The 17,551-nt window shown below is 72.3% G+C and carries 19 protein-coding genes and 1 tRNA gene; 7 read left to right on the top strand and 13 right to left on the bottom strand.

Annotated elements, in window-relative coordinates:
* The first annotated feature begins 20 nt into the window (after positions 1-20).
* Complete coding sequence (locus ACWEN0_RS17615) at positions 21-1,646, top strand: CocE/NonD family hydrolase (protein ID WP_451974329.1); 1,626 nt, start codon at positions 21-23, stop codon at positions 1,644-1,646.
* Here ACWEN0_RS17615 and ACWEN0_RS17620 read toward each other — a convergent pair.
* Positions 1,636-2,391, bottom strand: a complete 756-nt coding sequence (locus tag ACWEN0_RS17620) for a metallophosphoesterase (RefSeq protein WP_451974331.1) — start codon at positions 2,389-2,391, stop codon at positions 1,636-1,638. The genes ACWEN0_RS17615 and ACWEN0_RS17620 overlap by 11 nt on opposite strands.
* On the bottom strand, positions 2,388-3,020 hold the full coding sequence (locus tag ACWEN0_RS17625) for a GntR family transcriptional regulator (protein WP_451974333.1): 633 nt from the start codon (positions 3,018-3,020) through the stop codon (positions 2,388-2,390). Before ACWEN0_RS17625 ends, ACWEN0_RS17620 begins: the two co-directional genes overlap by 4 nt.
* A gap of 45 nt (positions 3,021-3,065) precedes the next feature.
* Here ACWEN0_RS17625 and ACWEN0_RS17630 point away from each other — a divergent pair, with 45 nt between their 5' ends.
* Positions 3,066-4,235 carry an aminotransferase class V-fold PLP-dependent enzyme gene (locus ACWEN0_RS17630; protein ID WP_451974335.1) on the top strand — a complete coding sequence of 390 codons (1,170 nt, stop codon included), beginning with the start codon at positions 3,066-3,068 and terminating at the stop codon, positions 4,233-4,235.
* 7 nt (positions 4,236-4,242) lie between these two features.
* On the opposite strand, the gene ACWEN0_RS17635 is transcribed toward ACWEN0_RS17630, so the two are convergent.
* Entirely contained in the window at positions 4,243-5,187 is a 945-nt protein-coding gene (locus tag ACWEN0_RS17635) for an SDR family NAD(P)-dependent oxidoreductase (protein WP_451974337.1), read from the bottom strand.
* A 132-nt stretch (positions 5,188-5,319) separates the two neighbouring features.
* Between ACWEN0_RS17635 and ACWEN0_RS17640 the strand changes: the two genes are divergently transcribed.
* Positions 5,320-5,736 carry a cupin domain-containing protein gene (locus ACWEN0_RS17640; RefSeq protein WP_451974339.1) on the top strand — a complete coding sequence of 139 codons (417 nt, stop codon included), beginning with the start codon at positions 5,320-5,322 and terminating at the stop codon, positions 5,734-5,736.
* Here ACWEN0_RS17640 and ACWEN0_RS17645 read toward each other — a convergent pair.
* On the bottom strand, positions 5,733-6,197 hold the full coding sequence (locus tag ACWEN0_RS17645) for a MarR family winged helix-turn-helix transcriptional regulator (protein ID WP_451974341.1): 465 nt from the start codon (positions 6,195-6,197) through the stop codon (positions 5,733-5,735). The genes ACWEN0_RS17640 and ACWEN0_RS17645 overlap by 4 nt on opposite strands.
* A 125-nt stretch (positions 6,198-6,322) precedes the next feature.
* Between ACWEN0_RS17645 and ACWEN0_RS17650 the strand changes: the two genes are divergently transcribed.
* Positions 6,323-6,823: a carboxymuconolactone decarboxylase family protein gene (locus ACWEN0_RS17650; RefSeq protein WP_451975169.1), complete on the top strand. Its 501-nt coding sequence runs from the start codon at positions 6,323-6,325 to the stop codon at positions 6,821-6,823.
* Here the strand turns inward: ACWEN0_RS17650 and ACWEN0_RS17655 are convergent.
* Complete coding sequence (locus ACWEN0_RS17655) at positions 6,810-7,382, bottom strand: short chain dehydrogenase (RefSeq protein WP_451974343.1); 573 nt, start codon at positions 7,380-7,382, stop codon at positions 6,810-6,812. The two genes, ACWEN0_RS17650 and ACWEN0_RS17655, sit on opposite strands and share 14 nt — an antisense overlap.
* Before the next feature lie 193 nt (positions 7,383-7,575).
* Between ACWEN0_RS17655 and ACWEN0_RS17660 the strand changes: the two genes are divergently transcribed.
* Positions 7,576-8,769 (top strand): GAF domain-containing sensor histidine kinase, encoded by a 1,194-nt coding sequence (locus tag ACWEN0_RS17660; RefSeq protein WP_451974345.1) that lies wholly within the window; start codon positions 7,576-7,578, stop codon positions 8,767-8,769.
* Between the two features lie 19 nt (positions 8,770-8,788).
* Here ACWEN0_RS17660 and ACWEN0_RS17665 read toward each other — a convergent pair whose 3' ends face one another.
* From ACWEN0_RS17665 to ACWEN0_RS17685, 5 genes are read right to left on the bottom strand one after another with little or no spacing between them, the layout of a single operon-like run.
* On the bottom strand, positions 8,789-9,148 hold the full coding sequence (locus ACWEN0_RS17665; RefSeq protein ID WP_451974347.1) for a response regulator: 360 nt from the start codon (positions 9,146-9,148) through the stop codon (positions 8,789-8,791).
* On the bottom strand, positions 9,145-9,834 hold the full coding sequence (locus ACWEN0_RS17670) for a response regulator transcription factor (protein WP_451974349.1): 690 nt from the start codon (positions 9,832-9,834) through the stop codon (positions 9,145-9,147). Before ACWEN0_RS17670 ends, ACWEN0_RS17665 begins: the two co-directional genes overlap by 4 nt.
* Before the next feature lie 38 nt (positions 9,835-9,872).
* Positions 9,873-10,388, bottom strand: coding sequence for a signal peptidase I (locus ACWEN0_RS17675; protein WP_451974351.1), 516 nt, complete (start codon positions 10,386-10,388; stop codon positions 9,873-9,875).
* An 8-nt stretch (positions 10,389-10,396) separates the two neighbouring features.
* A complete protein-coding gene (locus ACWEN0_RS17680) occupies positions 10,397-10,918 on the bottom strand; it encodes a hypothetical protein (protein WP_451974353.1) in 522 nt (173 codons plus the stop codon).
* Between the two features lies 1 nt (position 10,919).
* Positions 10,920-11,573, bottom strand: coding sequence for a TasA family protein (locus ACWEN0_RS17685; protein ID WP_451974355.1), 654 nt, complete (start codon positions 11,571-11,573; stop codon positions 10,920-10,922).
* Positions 11,574-11,752: 179 nt separating this feature from the next.
* Between ACWEN0_RS17685 and ACWEN0_RS17690 the strand changes: the two genes are divergently transcribed.
* Positions 11,753-13,186 (top strand): MFS transporter, encoded by a 1,434-nt coding sequence (locus ACWEN0_RS17690; RefSeq protein WP_451974357.1) that lies wholly within the window; start codon positions 11,753-11,755, stop codon positions 13,184-13,186.
* Positions 13,187-13,229: 43 nt separating this feature from the next.
* Here the strand turns inward: ACWEN0_RS17690 and ACWEN0_RS17695 are convergent.
* The 3 genes from ACWEN0_RS17695 to ACWEN0_RS17705 form a co-directional block, all read right to left on the bottom strand.
* Positions 13,230-13,301: transfer RNA gene (locus ACWEN0_RS17695), tRNA-Val, on the bottom strand.
* A gap of 40 nt (positions 13,302-13,341) precedes the next feature.
* On the bottom strand, positions 13,342-13,803 hold the full coding sequence (locus tag ACWEN0_RS17700; RefSeq protein WP_451974359.1) for a peroxiredoxin: 462 nt from the start codon (positions 13,801-13,803) through the stop codon (positions 13,342-13,344).
* Positions 13,804-13,875: 72 nt separating this feature from the next.
* A complete protein-coding gene (locus ACWEN0_RS17705) occupies positions 13,876-14,307 on the bottom strand; it encodes a DUF3052 domain-containing protein (RefSeq protein ID WP_451974361.1) in 432 nt (143 codons plus the stop codon).
* Positions 14,308-14,724: 417 nt separating this feature from the next.
* Here ACWEN0_RS17705 and aceE point away from each other — a divergent pair, with 417 nt between their 5' ends.
* On the top strand, positions 14,725-17,520 hold the full coding sequence (aceE, locus tag ACWEN0_RS17710; RefSeq protein WP_451974363.1) for a pyruvate dehydrogenase (acetyl-transferring), homodimeric type: 2,796 nt from the start codon (positions 14,725-14,727) through the stop codon (positions 17,518-17,520).
* Positions 17,521-17,551: the final 31 nt, after the last annotated feature.

Consider the following 17,551-nt stretch of genomic DNA (forward strand, 5'->3'; position numbering starts at 1 on the left):
ACTTCGGAAGGCGGGCGCCCGTGCTGGACCGACTTGTCGACAAGCTGTTCGGACTCCCCCGCGCCGAGGGCCCCAAGCCCGTCGTCACGCGCGATCTCGCCGTGCCGATGCACGACGGCGTGACGCTGCTCGCCGACCGGTGGGCCCCCGCCGGCACGACGTCGGCGCCGGTGGTGCTGATCCGCACGCCGTACGGCCGCTCGGGCCTGCTCGGGAAGCTCTTCGGGGACACGTTCGCCCGGCACGGCCTGCAGACGGTCGTCCAGAGCACCCGCGGCTCGTTCGGCTCCGGCGGCGAGTTCCGGCCCTTCCACCTCGAGCGCGAAGACGGCATCGCGACCGCCGAGTGGCTGCGCGCCCAGCCGTGGTGCGACGGGACCATCGGCACCGCGGGGGCCAGCTACCTCGGGCACACGCAGTGGGCGCTCGGGCCGTACCTCGACCCGCCCTTGGCCGCGATGTGCCTGGGCGTCACGGCGTCGGAGTTCATTTCGACGTTCTACCCGGGTGGCGTGCTCGCCGCGGACAACATGGTCTCGTGGTCGGCGATGATCGGCCGGCAGGAAGAGCGGTTCGCCGCGCTGCCGAACCCGCTGCAGAAGCGCAAGACCCGCAAGGCGATGTCGTTCCTGCCGCTGGGCCGCGCCGACGTCGCCGCGATCGGGAAGCCCGTGCAGTTCCTCCAGGACGTCACCGAGCACTTCGTGCCGGACGACGACTACTGGGCCATGTCCGACCACAGCGCCGAAGTCGCGAAGCTCGACGTCCCGGTGTCGATGGTCACCGGCTGGTACGACCTGTTCATCGGCTCCCAGCTGCAGGACTTCCGGACCCTCGCCGAGGCGGGCAAGGCGCCGCGGATCACGATCGGGCCGTGGGCGCACGGCGAGCCCGGGAGCATGGGCCCGATGATCCGCGACCAGCTCGGGTTCCTGCGCGCGCACCTGCTCGGCGACCGCACCCAGCTGCAGCGCGCCCCGGTCCGGCTCTTCCTGCAGGGCGCGAACTCCTGGCTGGACTTCGAGTCCTGGCCGCCGCCCTCGGCGCCGACCGCGTCGCACCTGCGGCCGATCGGCGGGCTCGGCGAGGCCGTCGCGGCCGAGGCGCGGCCGACGACGTTCACCTACGACCCGGCGGACCCGACGCCCGCGGTCGGCGGCCCGCTGCTGACCGGCGACTGGAAGCAGCGGGACAACCAGGAGGTCGAGGCGCGCCCGGACGTGCTGGTGTTCACCGGCGAGCCGCTGCCGTCGGACCTCGACGTCATCGGCGAGGTGACGGCGACCGTCCACGTGCGCACCGAACTGGGCCACGCCGACGTCTACGTCCGGGTCTGCGACGTCGACGCCGGCGGCGTGTCCCGCAACGTCACCGACGGGATCCTCCGGCTGCGCCCGGGCTTCCCGGCCGCCGACGCCGACGGCGTCGTGGCGGCGGAGGTCACGCTCGACCCGACGGCCTACCGCTTCCGCCGCGGCCACCGACTGCGCGTCCAGGTCGCGGGCGGCGCGTTCCCGCGCTTCGCGCGCAACCACGGCACGGACGAGCCGGTGACGCGGGCGATCGAGGGCAAGGCCAACCGGTTCGAGGTGTTCCACGACGCGGCGAGGCCGTCGAAGGTCACGCTGCCGGTGTTCAACCGCTAGCGACGACGCGGTGGTGGCTGGTCACCCGGCCGTCGTCGTGCAGGACGTGCAGGAGCAGGGACGGCGGCCGCTCGTAGTCCAGCGGGCCGCCCTCCGCCCAGCCGCGCCCGGAGCCGGGCTCGGCCGGGAGCAGCGACTGCGAAACCACGCCCGGCGCGATCCGCAGCGGGACGCCCGCGAACGTCGTCGACGCGCCCGTGTGCACGTGGCCGGCCAGCAGCGCCTTCACGCGCGGGTGGCGGGCCAGCACCGAAGCCAGCCGCTCCTCGCCGGCCTGCCGGATCGCGTCCACCAGCGGGACGCCGACTTCGACCGGCGGGTGGTGGAAGGCGACGAACGCCGGGCCGTCGCCCTCGGAAAGCACGCCGTCGAGCCAGCCGAGGGTCTCGTCGGCGAGGAACCCCGCGCCGCGGCCCGGGATCGTCGAGTCGCACAGCGCGAACAGGACGCCGCCGACCTCGTGGGCGACGTCGATCGGTTCGCCGGAGGCGGGCAGCCCGAGCAGCCCGGCGCGGAACGCGGCGCGGCTGTCGTGGTTGCCCGGGAGGACCAGCACCGGCGCCGGGTGCACGAGCAGTTCGGCGGCGCGCGCGTACTCCGGCGCGGCGCCGTGGTCGGCGATGTCGCCGGTGACGACGACCACGTCGACGGCCAGGTCCCGCAGGTAGCCCATGACGGCGGCGACGCGGTCTTCGGCCCGCTGCCCGCCGTCGAGGTGGAGGTCGCTCAGGTGCGCGATGATCATCGTTCGTCCTTCCCCAGGTAGGTCAGCGCTTTCACCCAGTTGCGGACGAGCACCGCGGACGCGGCGGGCAGATCGCCGTCGCGCAGGACGGCCGCGATCCGGCGGTGCTCGCCGATGCTCTCCGCGGCGCGGCCCGCCCCGCCGAAGTAGCACGATTCGTACCGCTTCAGCAGCGGCTTGGTCTGCTCGATCAGGCGCAGCAGGTGCGGGTTCGGGCAGCGCGACAGCAGCAGCGCGTGCCACCGGTCGTCCACTTCGGACAGATCGCCGCCGGTTTCGAGTGCCGCGGTCATCTCCTCGGCGACGGCGTCGAGCGCGTCCGGCAGCCCGGCCAGCTCGAGCGGCGACGTCCAGCGCAGGGCGAGCGCTTCGAGCTCGGCGACCAGCGGGTAGAGGCGGCGGGCCTCGTCCGGGTCGAACGGCGGCACCAGGAACCCGCGGCCCGGCGCGGAGACGAGCAGCCCGCGGTCGGCGAGCCCGATCAGCGCCTCGCGCAGCGGCGTCCGGCTGACCCCCAGCTCGCGGGCCAGGTGCACCTCGTTGACGCGGGTACCGGCGGCGAGCCGCCCGTCGAGCACGCGGGCCGTGACCTCCTCGGTGAGGTCGCTGCGCATCGGCGTCTTGGCCATGCGGGCAGTATTGCATACAGAACTGACCTACTGTATTCAGTTCACATGACCTTCGACGTCGACCGCGCCCGCCGTGAAACGCCCGGCTGCGCCGAAGTGGTCCACTTCAACAACGCGGGTTCCGCCCTGCCCCCGGCCGTCGTGACCGACACCGTCGTCGACTACCTGCGCCACGAAGCCCTGGTCGGCGGCTACGAAGCGGCCGCCGAAGCGGCGGACCGCCTGGCCGCGGTGTACGCGTCGGCGGCGGCCCTCGTCGTCGGCGAACCCGACGACATCGCGCTGACCGACAACGCGACCCGGTCGTGGCAGGCGGTCTTCTACGCGCTGCCGTTCGGGCCCGGCGACCGGATCCTCACCTCCCGCGCGGAGTACGCCAGCAACGCCATCGCGTTCCTGCAGGTCGCGAAGCGCACCGGCGCGGTCGTCGAGGTGGTCGGCGACGACGAGTCGGGCCAGCTGGACGTCGAGGAGCTGCGGCGGCGCGTCGACGGCGACGTCAAGCTGATCGCCGTCAGCCACGTGCCCACCCAGGGCGGGCTGGTCAACCCGGCCGAGGAGATCGGCGCGGTCGCCGAAGCGGCCGGCATCCCGTTCCTGCTCGACGCGTGCCAGTCGGCCGGCCAGGTCGACCTCGACGTCGCGCGCCTGAAGTGCGACGCGCTGTCGACGACCGGGCGCAAGTACCTGCGCGGCCCGCGCGGCACCGGGTTCCTGTACGTGCACCCGCGGCTGCGGGAGCGGCTCGAGCCCGCGATGCTCGACCTGCATTCGGCGACCTGGGAAGCACCGTCGGAGTACGTCATCGACCCGACCGCGAAGCGCTTCGAGGTGTGGGAGCGCGACTTCGCCGCGGTGGTCGGCCTCGGCGCGGCGATCGACTACGCGCTCGGCTGGGGACTGCCGGCCATCGAAGAGCGCGTCGCGTCTCTGGCCGCGACACTGCGAAGCCGTCTCTCGGACACCGGAGCGCGCGTACACGACGTCGGCGCCCGCAAGTGCGGCATCGTCACCTTCAGCGTCGACGGCACCCCGGCGGCGGAGGTCAAAGCCAAGCTGGCCGAGGCGAACATCAACACGTCACTGTCGACGGCCACCTCGGCCCAGTTCGACTTCACCGCGCGCGCCCTGCCGGACATGGTCCGGGCGTCCGTGCACTACTACAACACCGAGGACGAGATCGACCTCCTGGTGCGGCAGGTCGAAAAGCTCTAGCACGGCGTCAGGCGAAAGCGTCGACACCGGTCAGCTCGGCCGAGACCGTCCACAGGCGCTCGGCGAAGGCCCGGTCGATCGCGTAGTCCTTGACGCCCGTGCGGGTGCCGTCGGCGGGGGCGGGCTCGGCGATGTCGCAGTCTTCGAGGTAGACGCCGCCGAGACCGTCGAGCTGGGCGGACGTCGCCGCCCAAACCTGTGTCGCGGCGCCCTGCTCCGGCGTCTTCACCTCGCCCGTCACCTGGCCGTCCGCGTCCAGCATGCCCGCCGCGACCAGCTCCTCGCGGTCGAGGTAGCGCACCAGGTCCGTCAAGATCCGGCCCGGGTGCAGGGCGAATGCGCGAACGTCGCGCGCCAGCTTGTCCAGCTGCACCGCGAAGAGGACGTTCGCGGTCTTCGCCTGGCCGTAGGCGAGCCACTTGTCGTAGCCCTGGCGGAAGTCGAGGTCGTCGAAGCGGACCGGGCCGAAGTGGTGGCCGCGCGAGGACACCGAAACGACGCGCGCGCCCGGGTTGACCGCGGGCCACAACCGGTTCACCAGGGCGAAGTGCCCGAGGTGGTTGGTCGCGAACTGCGCCTCCCAGCCCGGCCCGACCCGGGTTTCGGGCGACGCCATGATCCCGGCGCTGCCGATGAAGACGTCGATGCCGCGGCCCGAGGCGGCGAACCGCTCGGCGAACGCGCGGACGCTTTCGAGGTCGGCCAGGTCGAGCTCGTCGACCTCGACGTTTTCCCAGCCCCGCAAGGCTTCTTCGGCCGTGGCGCGGCGACGGGCCGGGACGACGACGTGCGCGCCGGCGGCGGTCAGCGCCCGCGTCGTCTCCAGGCCGATGCCGGAGTAGCCGCCGGTGACGATCGCGAGCTTGCCGGTCAGGTCGAGGCCGGCGACGACGTCGGCCGCGGTGCTGGTGGCGCCGAAGCCCGAGCCGAGCTTGTGCTGTGCAGTGGTCATCCCCCGACGTTAAGAGCTGGAGCGAACTCCAGCGCAAGCCCGAATGACCCGCGGAGCACTGCCCGATCGGCGGCCCCCGCGGGCACCCCGGTTCGCGGTAGCTTTCCCCCGTCCCCGAGGGAGGAGTCCCCGATGCGCAAGCCCTTCACCGTTCTCGCCGCGTCCGTGCTCGCCGCGGTCCTGCTGCCCGCGACCGCGTCCGCGACGCCGGGCAGCGGCGTCACGGGCACGATCCTGGCGCAGAAGACCGTCGGCCACACCGACTACACGCTGCGGGAGATCACCATCCAGCCCGGCGGCTACACCGGTTGGCACTTCCACGACGGCACGCTCTACGCGTACGTGAAGTCCGGGACGCTCACGCACAACCTGGCCGACTGCAGCCTCGACGGCGTCTTCCGCGCCGGGCGCGCGTTCACCGAAAAGCCCGACCAGGTGCACATCGGCCGCAACCTCGGGACGACGCCGCTGGTGCTCGAAGTCCTGTACGTGCTCCCGGCGGGCAGCCCGCTGTCGGAGGACGCGCCGGACCCGGGCTGCGGCTACTAGCTCGCGAACCACCCCGCGGCGTCCAGGCGGTACGCCGCGGGGCCGACGACCGCGCGCAGGTCGGTCTCGAGTGCCGTCATCCGTTCGGCACCGACCGTGCGAGCCCAGTCCTTCCGCAGGTCGTCGAAGATTTCCGCGGACTTCGAGAGCGCGTCGACGCCGTGCGCGGTGAGCCGCACGATCTTGCGGCGCGCGTCGTCCGGGTCGTCGGCGCGCTCGGCGTACCCGAGCGCCTCGAGCCGTTCGACCGTCTTGCCCGCCGCCTGCTTGGACACGCCGAGCCGGCGGCCGATCTCCGACGCCGTCGCGCCCCGGACGCCGATGGCCTGCATCGCGAAGCCGTAGGACGGGCGGACGTCCGGGTGCCCGCGGCGCGCGAGCTCGGCGTGGAGGCGGTCGATGAGCGTGCGGAAGCCGCCGAAGAGCAGGAAGGGCAGCTCGTACCCGGGCGTGTCGGTCATGAGTCCTTGCCAAATTCGACAACCAGGTTTACGGTTTCGACAACCACATTGTCGATCCTACGTCTGGAGACGTCTTGTTCCCCGATCACACCCCGGAGTCTGCACCCCCGGCCGCCCGCCCCGCGATGGCGGCCACCGCGAAGAAGTTCGGCCGCGTCCCGGCGGCCGTCGCCCGCCTGGCGACGTCTCCGGAGCTGCTGAACGGCTTCCTGAAGCTGAACGCGATCTTCGAGTCCACGACCCTGCCGGCCCTGGACCGCGAAGTCCTGGTCATGACGGTGGCGGCCCGCAACGGGTGTCACCTGTGCGTGGCAATGCACACGGCTGCCCTGTCCGGCCTGCCGGCGTCACCGGAGCTGATCACGGCGTTGCGGGCGCAGTCGGCCTTGCCCTCGCCGCGACTGGAAGCGTTGCGCCGCTTCGTGCTCGTGGTGCTCGACACGACCGGCGACGTCCCGCCCGCGGAGCTGACGGCGTTCACCGACGCCGGGTACACGGCCCGGAACGCCCTGGAAGTCGTACTGGGTATCGGGACTTACACACTGTCGACGTTCGCGAACCGCCTGACGGACGCCCCGCTGGACGACGCCTTCGCCGACCACGCATGGCACGCTACCGCGGTCTGACGGTGGTCCCGTTCGCGTCGCCTTCGACGAGGGCGCGGTAGGCCTCGGCGACCACGGCCACCGGCGTCCCGCCCGTCTCCCCCATCGCTTCGAGGGTCTCGCGGATCCAGCCCGGGCTGACGACGTTGATGCGCAGGCCGTCCGGCAGTTCGGCGGCGGCCGAGCGGACGAAGCCCTCGAGCCCGGCGTTGACGAGCGCGCCGAGCCCGCTGCCCGGGATCGGCTCGGCGAACGTCCCGCCGGTGAGGGTGATGGAGCCGCCGGTCAGGTACGCCGCCGCGCGCCGGGCGAGGGCCACTTGGCCGAGCAGCTTGCCGCGCAGGTCGTCCAGGACCCGCTCGTCGGTCAGCTCGGCCAGGGGCCGCAAGGGGACGTTGGCCGCGCAGCACACGACAGCGTCCGGCTTGGCCTCGAAGTGCCCGTCGAGCGAATCGGGGTCCCGGAGGTCGGCGCGCACGGAGGAAGCCCGGGAGACCCGGACGACGTCGTGACGCGGTTCGAGAGCGGCTGCAACGGCCCGCCCGACGAGCCCGGTCGCACCCAGCACGATGATCTTCACGCCGTCGACGCTACTCGTTTTCCTTGCGCGGCAACAGGAAGTTCGATTTTGTCGGTCGTGAGGCCGCCGAGAGCGGTGACGTCTTCGGCGTGCTGACGACGCAGTCGCCGAAGTACTGGCACGAGGTCGTGCGCCGTCACCTGATCGAGTCACGCGGCGCGCAGCCGGGCGGCCGCGCTTCGATACTGGGGCCGTGGACGGGGATGCGGAGCTGGCGCGGGTCGCCGCCCTGCGTGCGCTCGAGTTGCTCGACACCCCCAGCGAAGAGCGCTTCGACCGGATCACCCGGCTCGCCCAGCACTCCTTCGGCGTGCCGATCGCGCTCGTCTCGCTCGTCGAGCTCGACCGGCAGTGGTTCAAGTCCTGCGTCGGGCTCGACGAGCGGGAAAGCCCGCGCAGCGCGTCCTTCTGCTCGCGGGCCATCGAACGCGACGACCTGATGGAGATCCCCGACGCACGGCTCGACCCGCGCTTCGCGGACAACCCGATGGTCACCGGGCCGCCGTACATCCGGTTCTACGCCGGGCAGCCGGTGAGCACGCCGTCCGGGCACAAGGTCGGGACGCTGTGCGTGATCGACCGCGAGCCGCGCCGGCTGACGGCGGAGCAGCGGGACCGCCTGCGCGATCTGGCGCACTGGGTCGAACTCGAGGTCGCGGTCGTCCAGGCGCGGCGCGACGCCCACCGCGCCCGCGAGGTGCGCGAGGAGTTCGTTTCGCTGGTGAGCCACGAGCTGCGGACGCCGCTGACGTCGATCCACGGTTCCCTCGAGCTGGTCGGCTCGGGGCGGTTCGGGGAACTGGACGAGCGGGCGGCACGGCTGGTCGCGATCGCGGCCAAGAACACCGACCGGCTCATCCGGCTGTCCAACGACGTGCTCGACCTGACCCGCCTCCAAGGCGGCAGGCTGCGGCTGAAACTGTCCGATGTGGACGTCGCGGGCGTGCTGGAGAGCGCGGTGGACAGCGTCGAAGGCGCGGCCGAGCGGATGGGCGTCCGGATCGAGCGCACCGGCGCGGCAGGCCCGGTCCGCGGCGACGCCGACCGGCTCGTCCAGGTGTTCACCAATCTGCTCGCCAACGCGGCGGCGGTCGCCCCGGAAGGCACGGCGATCACGGTCGGCGCCCGCGACGACCACGCGTGGGCCGAGGTGTCGGTCCGCGACCACGGCCCGGGCGTGCCGCCGGAAGACCTCGACCGGATCTTCGAACCGTTCGTCCAGGCGGGCGCGCCCACCGGCGGCGCGGGCCTGGGCCTGGCGATCACCCGCGGCATCGTGCACGCCCACGGCGGCACGGTCCGCGCCGCCGCGGCGGACGGCGGCGGCAGCACCTTCACCGTCCGGCTCCCGGTCGCCGGACCGGACGTCGAACGCGCCTGGTGGTGACACGCAGACCGGAGAGTCGTCAGTCCCAGTGCAGCAGGCCCGCCAGCCGGGTCCCGATGCCCAGCGGGTCGAACGGCTTGCCCAGCACCGCGAGCGCGCCCAGCTCCAGCAGGCCCGCCGTGTCCGGGGCCGCCGTCAGGAACACCACCGGCAGGGCCGCGTTCGCCGCCCGCAGCTCGCGCAGGGTGCGGCGGCCGTCGTAACCCGGCATCTCCACGTCCAGCACCACCGCGTCCACCCCGCCGTTCCCGCAGCGCCGGACCGCTTCCGCGCCGCCCGCCAGCGTCTCGATCCGCCACGTCGAAAACGCCGAAAGCGCCAGGCTCAGGACCTCCCGCACGTCCGGGTCGTCGTCGACGACCAGGACCGTGCGCGTCACCGGGCACCCCGGTCGATGCGGTAGCCGATGCCGCGGACCGTCGCGATGAACCCCGGCGCGCCCGCCGCGGCCAGCTTGCGGCGCAGGTTCGACAGGTGGACGTCGACGGCGTGGTCGTCGGCCAGCCAGCTCTCGCCCCACGCGCGGCGGCGCAGGGCGTCGCGGCTGCTGACCGCGCGGACGTTCTCGGTGAGCGCGTCCAGCAGGTCGAACTCGATGCGCGTCAGCTCGACGTGCGCACCGTCCACCGTCACGTCCCGGGCCTCGGTGTCGATGCGGACCGGGCCGACCACGCGGCCCGGCGCGGGCGAGGGGTCCCCGAGGGCCCGCGGCCGCCGCAGCATCGCCTGGATCCGCGCCACCAGCTCGCGGGGCGAGAACGGCTTGGTCAGGTAGTCGTCGGCGCCGCTGGCCAGGCCGACCAGCTTGTCGACCTCGTCGGACTTCGCGGTCAGCATCACGACATAGGCCTGCGAGAAGCCACGCAGCCGGCGGCACACCTCGAGACCGTCCGGGCCGGGGATGTTCAGGTCGAGCACGACGACGTCCGGGTCCCACGCCCGCAGCTCGGCCAGCGCGCGGTCGCCGTCCGCGGCGGTCCGCACGTCGAAGCAGGCGTCGTCGAGCGCGAGCTCGACGACCTCGCGGATGCTGTCGGTGTCCTCCACCACCAGAACCTTCGCCATGATCGCGATTGTGACCGGCCTGGCGCGGGTCGGCAGCATCACCACAACGCCCGCTTCGCGGCCACGAGCAGGCACAGCCCCACGAAGACGATCACCGCGACGCGCACCACGCCGTACTGGCCGAGCAGCGCCACCCGCCCGATCCACGGCACGTGCCCGACGGCCACCGGCACCGTCGCAGACGTGATGCGCAGGCGCTGCGGGTCCGCGGCGGCGTTGTTGTCACCCTTCGTCCGCACCAGCGGCTCGGCCCCCGAGCGGTCGACCTCGATGACGCGGTGGGCGTACCGCTCCCCCGGCGCGTCCGGCCGGGGCAGGACGACGACGTCGCCGACGTCCACCGATCGGGCGTCCACCTGACGGGTGACGAGCAGGTCTCCCGGCGCGAAGCCGGGCTCCATGCTCGGCGAGAGCACGGGGGCGAAGCCGATCCGGAGCACGAAGACGGCGACAGCGCCCGCGACGGCGAACACCGCGACCAGGGCGAGCACCACCCCGGGCAGCCGGCGCGGCGGGCGGGTCGCGCGGTGCCGGGCGGGCGCGGTGGCGGTCATGGTGGCTCCTACGAGTTCGAGGTGGTGGCGGCGCGGACCTGCGCGCGGGAGACGGAGACGCTGAGAGAGGCGCTGGCGAGCCCCAGCAGGCCGTTCGGGGTGAGCCGCAGGCCCAGCTGCTCACCGGCGGCGAGCGCGCGGGTGACCGCGGTCGCGCCGGACGTCGAGTCGGTGAGCGTGACGATCGCGCCCGAACACGCGCCGCCGGACCAGGTGCCGCCGACGCAGGCGTCCAAGCGGACCGTCGCCAGGCTCGCGCTCACCTGGTAGGTCTCGCCGGTCAGCGCGACGGTGCCGTTGTTGCGCACCGACGCGTAGCGCGGCGAGGTGTCGAGCAGGCCCCACGAGACCGTGAGCGGCTTGCCGGTCTGGACCGCGCCGGCGCTGTCGGCCAGCACGGCCGACCACGTCACGGTGCTCGCTCGGGCCGTCGCCGACGCGGTGGCCAGGCCGGCCGCGTCCGCCGTGGCGGGCACGGCGGCCAGCGCGGCGGCCGCCGTCAGCCCGGCGGCCCAGAGCCGGCGCCCCACCTCAGGAGTTGGTGGTGACGGCCGAGCGCTGCGTCTCGGCGAAGGTGTAGGTGAGGTTGGCGGTCAGGCCCTGGATCGTCGCCGTGGGCAGGGTGCCGTTGACCGTGGTCTCGGTCTGGTCCGGCAGCTGCACGGAGACCTGCAGGTGCGAGACGGCGCCCGCGGCGACCGCGCCCGCGATCAGCGACTGGGCGCTGCTCAGGCCGCTCAGCGCGGTCGCCGGGAGCAGCGTCGTCGCGGTGCCGGTGCACGCGCCGGTCGAGGTGTTCCAGGTGCCCGGGCACTGCTTGACGGTGACCCGCAGGGCCTTCGTCGTGGTGCCGTCGGTGACGAGCGCGCCCGCGCCTGTGGCGGCGACCTGCATGGTCAGCGCCTGCGCGTCGAGGCTGCCGCCGCTGGTCAGGTCGACGTAGCGGTTGACGACGTCGCCCGGGGCGAGGTTGGAGATCGCCTGGTCGAACCCGGCGCCGTTGCCCGCGAGGGTCAGCTTGAGGGTGCCGCTGCTGATCGTCTCGGGCGTCGCGTTGGAGGCGGTCGCCGAGAGCGTCGCCCAGACACCGGCGCCCATGGCGACGAGCACCGCGCCCCCGATGACGGCGAGGGCGACGGGCCGGCGGGCGGAGCGGCGGCGGGCGGGGAGCGCGTGGTTGGCCATGGGGTTCCTTGTCCGGTGGGCACCACCTGCTGTGGTGCGCTGGAACCAGGTTCGGACGCGGACCTCCGGCCGCCCTCCGCCGTTCCTCAAGATCGCCTCAAGAAAGTTCCCGCGCCCGTGTCCGGCCGGGCCGGGCGGCTCCGACCCCTCGGTGACCGCACCACCGAAAAGGAGTCGAAATGGACAAGCCGGCCGGACGGCGGGAGTGGCTGGGGCTGACGGTGCTCGTGCTGCCCACCCTGCTCGTCGCCATGGACATGACCTCGCTGTTCCTCGCGCTGCCCCAGCTCAGCGCCGACCTCGGGGCGAGCGCCACCGAGCAGCTGTGGATCACCGACAGCTACGGCTTCGTCGTCGCCGGGTTCGTCATCACCATGGGCACCCTCGGCGACCGGATCGGCCGCCGCCGGCTGCTGCTCGTCGGCGGCGGCGCCTTCGCGGCCGTCTCGGTCGTCGCCGCGTTCTCCACCAGCCCGGCGATGCTCATCGTCGCGCGCGGCGCGCTCGGCATCGCCGGGGCGACGCTCATGCCGTCGACGCTCGCGTTGATCACGAACATGTTCCGCGACGGCCGCGAGCGCGGGAAGGCCATCTCGATCTGGGCGACGTGCCAGTTCGCGGGTGGCGCGGCCGGCCCGGTCCTCGCCGGGTTCCTGCTGCAGCACTTCGCGTGGGGCTCGGTCTTCCTGGTCGCGGTCCCGGCCATGGGCCTGCTGCTGGTCGCCGGCCCGGTGCTGCTGCCGGAGTTCCGCGCGCCCGCGTCCGGCCGGCTCGACTTCGCCGGCGTCGGGCTTTCGCTGGCCGCGGTGCTGCTGATCGTGTTCGGCCTCAAGCAGCTGACGACGGGCGAGCTGCTGACGCCGCTCGGCGCGATCGCCGCGGGCGCCGTGCTGGGGGTGGTGTTCGCCCGCCGCCAGCTGACGACGTCGTCGCCGCTGCTGGACCTGCGGCTGTTCCGGAACCGGGCGTTCACGGCGGTGCTGGTGGCGCTGGTCTTCGCCGGGGTCGCGATGGCCGGGGTCGGCCTGCTGGTGACGCAGTACCTGCAGAGCGTCCTGGGCTACTCGCCGCTCGCGTCGGCGGTGCTGTTCGCGCCGATGGGCCTCGGCGTCGCGGCGGGCACGATGACGGCCCCGTCCCTGACCCGCCGGCTGACCCCGTCGACGGCGATCGCGGGCGGCCTGGCGGTGTCGGCCTCCGGCGGCCTCCTGCTGGCCCTCACGGACGGCCTGGCCTGGGTGATGGTGGGCATCACCGTCCTGACGCTGGGCACGGGCCCGCTGTTCGCGCTCGGCATCGGCCTGGTGGTGGGCGCGGTCCCGCCGGAGCGCGCGGGCTCGGCGGCTTCGATGGCCGACACGGGCAACTACCTGGGCGGCTCACTGGGCATGGCCCTGATCGGCCTGACGGCAACCGCGGTCTACCACGCGGCGTTCCCGGCGGGCACGACACTCGCGGCGGACGTGACCCGGCCGGAGGTGGCGGCTCAGGCCCGGGAAGCGTTCACGACGGCGTTGAACGTGACGGGCGTGATCGCGGCAGTGCTCTTCGCGGGGCTGGCGCTGCTGGTGCGCACGATGCGCCCGGCGCCCGTGCCGGCGATGGCGGAGTGAGCCGAAAGCGGCGCCCCGGGCGGTGCGGGGCGCCGCTGTCCGGTGGGCGCAGCAGGGTTCGAACCTGCGACCGCTCGGGTGTAAGCCGAGTGCTCTTCCGCTGAGCTATGCGCCCGCGGACGGCGGCCCCGAGCGGGACCGCCGTCCGAAGGGGATCAAGCCAGTTCGGCCACGGCCTTCTTCCACGCCTGCTGGTCGCGGGCCTCGCCCGGCGCGTTGACCTCGGCGAAGCGGACCACGCCGGACGTGTCGATCAGGAACGTGCCGCGCACCGCCAAGCCCGCGTCGGCGTTGAAGACGCCGTACGCCTGGGCCACCTCGCCGTGCGGCCAGAAGTCGGACAGCAGCGGGAACTGGTAGCCCTCCTTGTCGGCCCACGCCTTCAGCGAGAACGGTGTGTCGACCGAGACGCCCAGGACCTGGACGCCCTTGTTGTCGTAGTCGGCGAACTCGTCGCGGAGCTGGCACAGCTCGCCCGTGCAGATGCCGCTGAACGCGAACGGGTAGAAGACCAGCAGGACCGGCTTGTCACCCCGGAAGGAGGACAGCTGCACCGGCTGCTTGTTGTAGTCGTTGAGCGTGAAGTCAGGGGCCTCAGAGCCGACCTCGACGGCCATACCGCGTTTCCTCTCCCGAACGGACACGTGCCTGCGACGACAACCCTATCGTGTCGGCCCGGCGAGACCTGTTCAGCGCTGCTTGGACTTCGACTTGGGGGAGACCAGCCGGGTGCCGATCCAGTTCGCGCCGACACTCATGTTGGCGGTCTGGGCCAGTCCGACGGCGGGCACCGCTTCGGCGATTTCGCTCGGCTCGACGTGCCCGGGCTGCCCCGTCTTCGGGGTGAGCACCCAGATGACGCCGTTCTCGTCCAGGGGGCCCCTGGCGTCGATGAGCGCGTCGCCGAGGTCTCCGTCGTCTTCGCGCCACCACAGCAGCACCACGTCGATGACCTCGTCGGCTTCCTCGTCGAGGATGTCCCCGCCGATCTGCTCCTCGATCGCCGCGCGGACGTCGTCGTCGACGTCCTCGTCCCAGCCGATCTCCTGGACCACCATCTCGGGCTTGATGCCGAGCCTCTCGGCGACGCTGGTCTGATCAGCGTCTCCCGCGGCGACCACTGCTTTCACTCCTCCAACTACGACGGAGTGTGGCGTCGGAACACCCCCGCGAGGGTACGACGGCGCCACACTCGGCGACCCGGTTGCCGATAGCGAACACTGGTGCGGCTCCGCGCGCAACCGTCCACACCGGATCTTTGACAACTCGTGTCGCAGGATACGGCCCGCGCGAGGCCCCTCGCGACGGCGTTTCGGGTACCTCGCGAGACCGGTCTGCCACCCCTTCGGGGGGCGTCCCCTAGGGTGGGGAGGAAGAAAACGCGCGCGCGATACACCGCGCGCTGGGAGTGGCTCGACCGGGTCGGCCGATGTTACCGCCAAGTAGCGGTGCGGAAGCCGGGACGGAAGACGACGATGGAGAGTCGTACACCCCCGCGTACGAGCACCACCGGCTACAACTTTTCGCAAGGAGACCCCTTGGCCCCGCAGAACGACGGCGCCTCCGGCAAGGAGACCCCGGCACGCGTACGCGTCATCCGTGACGGATTGGCGGCGCACCTGCCCGACATCGACCCGGAGGAGACCGCCGAGTGGCTGGACTCCTTCGACGAGGCGCTGGCCAGGGGTGGTCAGCAGCGGGCGCGCTACCTGATGCTGCGCATCCTGGAGCGCGCCCGGGAGCGGAACGTCGGTGTCCCGGCGCTGACGTCGACGGACTTCGTCAACACCATCCCCACCGAGAACGAGCCCTGGTTCCCCGGCGACGAGGAGATCGAGCGCCGTTACCGGGCCTACATCCGCTGGAACGCGGCGATCATGGTGCACCGGGCGCAGCGCCCGGGCGTCGGCGTCGGCGGTCACATCTCGACCTACGCCTCCTCGGCCGCGCTCTACGAAGTGGGCTTCAACCACTTCTTCCGCGGCAAGGACCACTCCGGCGGCGGCGACCAGATCTACATCCAGGGCCACGCCTCCCCCGGCATCTACGCCCGCGCGTTCCTCGAGGGCCGGCTGTCGGAGCAGCAGCTCGACGGCTTCCGCCAGGAGTACAGCCACGCCGGTGAGGGCGGCGGCCTGCCGTCGTACCCGCACCCGCGGCTGATGCCGGAGTTCTGGGAGAACCCGACGGTGTCGATGGGCCTCGGCCCGATGAACGCCATCTACCAGGCGCGGTTCAACCGCTACCTGCGCGACCGCGGCATCAAGAACACCGACGACCAGCACGTCTGGGCGTTCCTGGGCGACGGCGAGATGGACGAGGCCGAGTCCCGCGGCCTGATCCACGTCGCGGCCGGCGAAGGCCTCGACAACCTGACCTTCGTGATCAACTGCAACCTGCAGCGGCTCGACGGCCCGGTGCGCGGCAACGGCAAGATCATCCAGGAGCTGGAGTCGTACTTCCGCGGCGCCGGCTGGAACGTCATCAAGGTCATCTGGGGCCGCGAGTGGGACTCGCTGCTGCACGCCGACCGCGACGGCGCGCTGGTCAACCTGATGAACGTGACACCCGACGGTGACTTCCAGACGTACAAGGCCAACGACGGCGCGTTCGTCCGCGAGCACTTCTTCGGCCGCGACCCGCGGACGAAGGACCTGGTCAAGGACCTCTCCGACGCCGACATCTGGAACCTCAAGCGCGGCGGCCACGACTACCGCAAGGTGTACGCGGCCTACAAGGCGGCGCTGGAGCACCACGGCCAGCCGACGGTGATCCTGGCCCACACCATCAAGGGCTACGGCCTGGGCCCGGCGTTCGAGGGCCGCAACGCCACGCACCAGATGAAGAAGCTCACCCTCGACGACCTTAAGCTGTTCCGCGACTCCCAGCGGATCCCGATCAGCGACGAGGAGCTCGAGCGCGACCCGAAGCTGCCGCCGTACTACCACCCGGGCGCGAACTCGCCCGAGATCGAGTACCTCATCGGCCGCCGCAAGGCGCTCGGCGGCTTCCTGCCGGAACGCCGTCCCAAGGCCGCGAAGGCCCTGGTGCTGCCCGGCGACAAGGTCTACGAGGGCATCCGGAAGGGCTCCGGCAAGCAGGAGGTCGCCACGACGATGGCGTTCGTCCGGCTCGTCCGCGAGCTCGCGAAGGACTCCGAGATCGGCAAGCGCGTCGTCCCGATCATCCCGGACGAGGCCCGCACCTTCGGCCTCGACTCGATGTTCCCGACGGCCAAGATCTACAACCCGCACGGCCAGACGTACACGTCGGTCGACGCGAGCCTGATGCTGGCCTACAAGGAGTCCGAGAAGGGCCAGCTGCTGCACGAGGGCATCAACGAGGCGGGCTCGACCGCGTCGTTCACCGCCGTCGGCACGTCGTACGCGACGCACGGCGAGCCGATGATCCCGATCTACATCTTCTACTCGATGTTCGGGTTCCAGCGCACCGGTGACGGCCTCTACGCCGCCGCCGACCAGATGGCCCGCGGGTTCGTCCTCGGCGCCACCGCCGGGCGCACCACGCTGACCGGTGAGGGCCTGCAGCACGCGGACGGGCACTCGCTGCTGCTGGCGGCGACCAACCCGGCCGCGGTGGCCTACGACCCGGCGTGGTCGTTCGAGATCGCGCACATCGTGAAGGACGGCCTGCGCCGGATGTACGGCGAAGCCGGCCCGGACGGCAACGGCGAGAACGTCTTCTACTACATGACGATCTACAACGAGCCGTACCAGCAGCCCGCCGAGCCGGAGAACCTCGACGTCGACGGCCTGCTCAAGGGCCTGTACAAGTACGCCGACGCCCCTGGGGGCGACGGTCCCGAGGTGCAGATCCTGGTCTCGGGCGTCACGATGCCGGACGCGCTCAAGGCGCAGAAGCTGCTGGCCGAGGAGTGGGGCGTGCGGGCCGCGGTGTGGTCGGCGACGTCGTGGACCGAGCTGCGGCGGGAGGCCGTCGAGATCGACCACGACAACCTGCTCTACCCGGGCAGCGAGCCGCGCGTCCCGTACGTGACCGAGAAGCTCTCGGGCAGCAACGGGCCGGTCGTGGCGGTGTCGGACTGGATGCGCGCGGTGCCGGACCTGATCCGCCCGTACGTCCCGACCGACATGCTGACGCTGGGCACGGACGGCTTCGGCTTCTCCGACACCCGGCCGGCGGCGCGGCGGAAGTTCCTCGTCGACGCCGAGTCGATCACTGTCGGGGCGCTGTCGATCCTCGCCAAGCGCGGCGAGGTCGACCAGGCGAAGGTCCTCGAAGCGGCCACGAAGTACCGGCTCGACGACATCGCGGCCGCCGGGCCGCAGACGTCGGATTCCGGCAGCGCGTGATCCGATGCTAGAAAGGGACCCGGCAGACATC

Source organism: Amycolatopsis sp. NPDC004378, from assembly GCF_053602455.1.

Coding starts and splice junctions, on each gene's coding strand:
- ACWEN0_RS17645 (WP_451974341.1), bottom strand. CDS start 6,197: ATGACCGACACGCCCGGGTACGAGCTGCCCTTCCTGCTCTTCGGCGGC.
- ACWEN0_RS17620 (WP_451974331.1), bottom strand. CDS start 2,391: ATGATCATCGCGCACCTGAGCGACCTCCACCTCGACGGCGGGCAGCGG.
- ACWEN0_RS17675 (WP_451974351.1), bottom strand. CDS start 10,388: ATGACCGCCACCGCGCCCGCCCGGCACCGCGCGACCCGCCCGCCGCGC.
- ACWEN0_RS17685 (WP_451974355.1), bottom strand. CDS start 11,573: ATGGCCAACCACGCGCTCCCCGCCCGCCGCCGCTCCGCCCGCCGGCCC.
- ACWEN0_RS17700 (WP_451974359.1), bottom strand. CDS start 13,803: ATGGCCGTCGAGGTCGGCTCTGAGGCCCCTGACTTCACGCTCAACGAC.
- ACWEN0_RS17625 (WP_451974333.1), bottom strand. CDS start 3,020: ATGGCCAAGACGCCGATGCGCAGCGACCTCACCGAGGAGGTCACGGCC.
- ACWEN0_RS17635 (WP_451974337.1), bottom strand. CDS start 5,187: ATGACCACTGCACAGCACAAGCTCGGCTCGGGCTTCGGCGCCACCAGC.
- ACWEN0_RS17630 (WP_451974335.1), top strand. CDS start 3,066: ATGACCTTCGACGTCGACCGCGCCCGCCGTGAAACGCCCGGCTGCGCC.
- ACWEN0_RS17670 (WP_451974349.1), bottom strand. CDS start 9,834: ATGGCGAAGGTTCTGGTGGTGGAGGACACCGACAGCATCCGCGAGGTC.
- ACWEN0_RS17650 (WP_451975169.1), top strand. CDS start 6,323: ATGGCGGCCACCGCGAAGAAGTTCGGCCGCGTCCCGGCGGCCGTCGCC.
- ACWEN0_RS17690 (WP_451974357.1), top strand. CDS start 11,753: ATGGACAAGCCGGCCGGACGGCGGGAGTGGCTGGGGCTGACGGTGCTC.
- ACWEN0_RS17640 (WP_451974339.1), top strand. CDS start 5,320: ATGCGCAAGCCCTTCACCGTTCTCGCCGCGTCCGTGCTCGCCGCGGTC.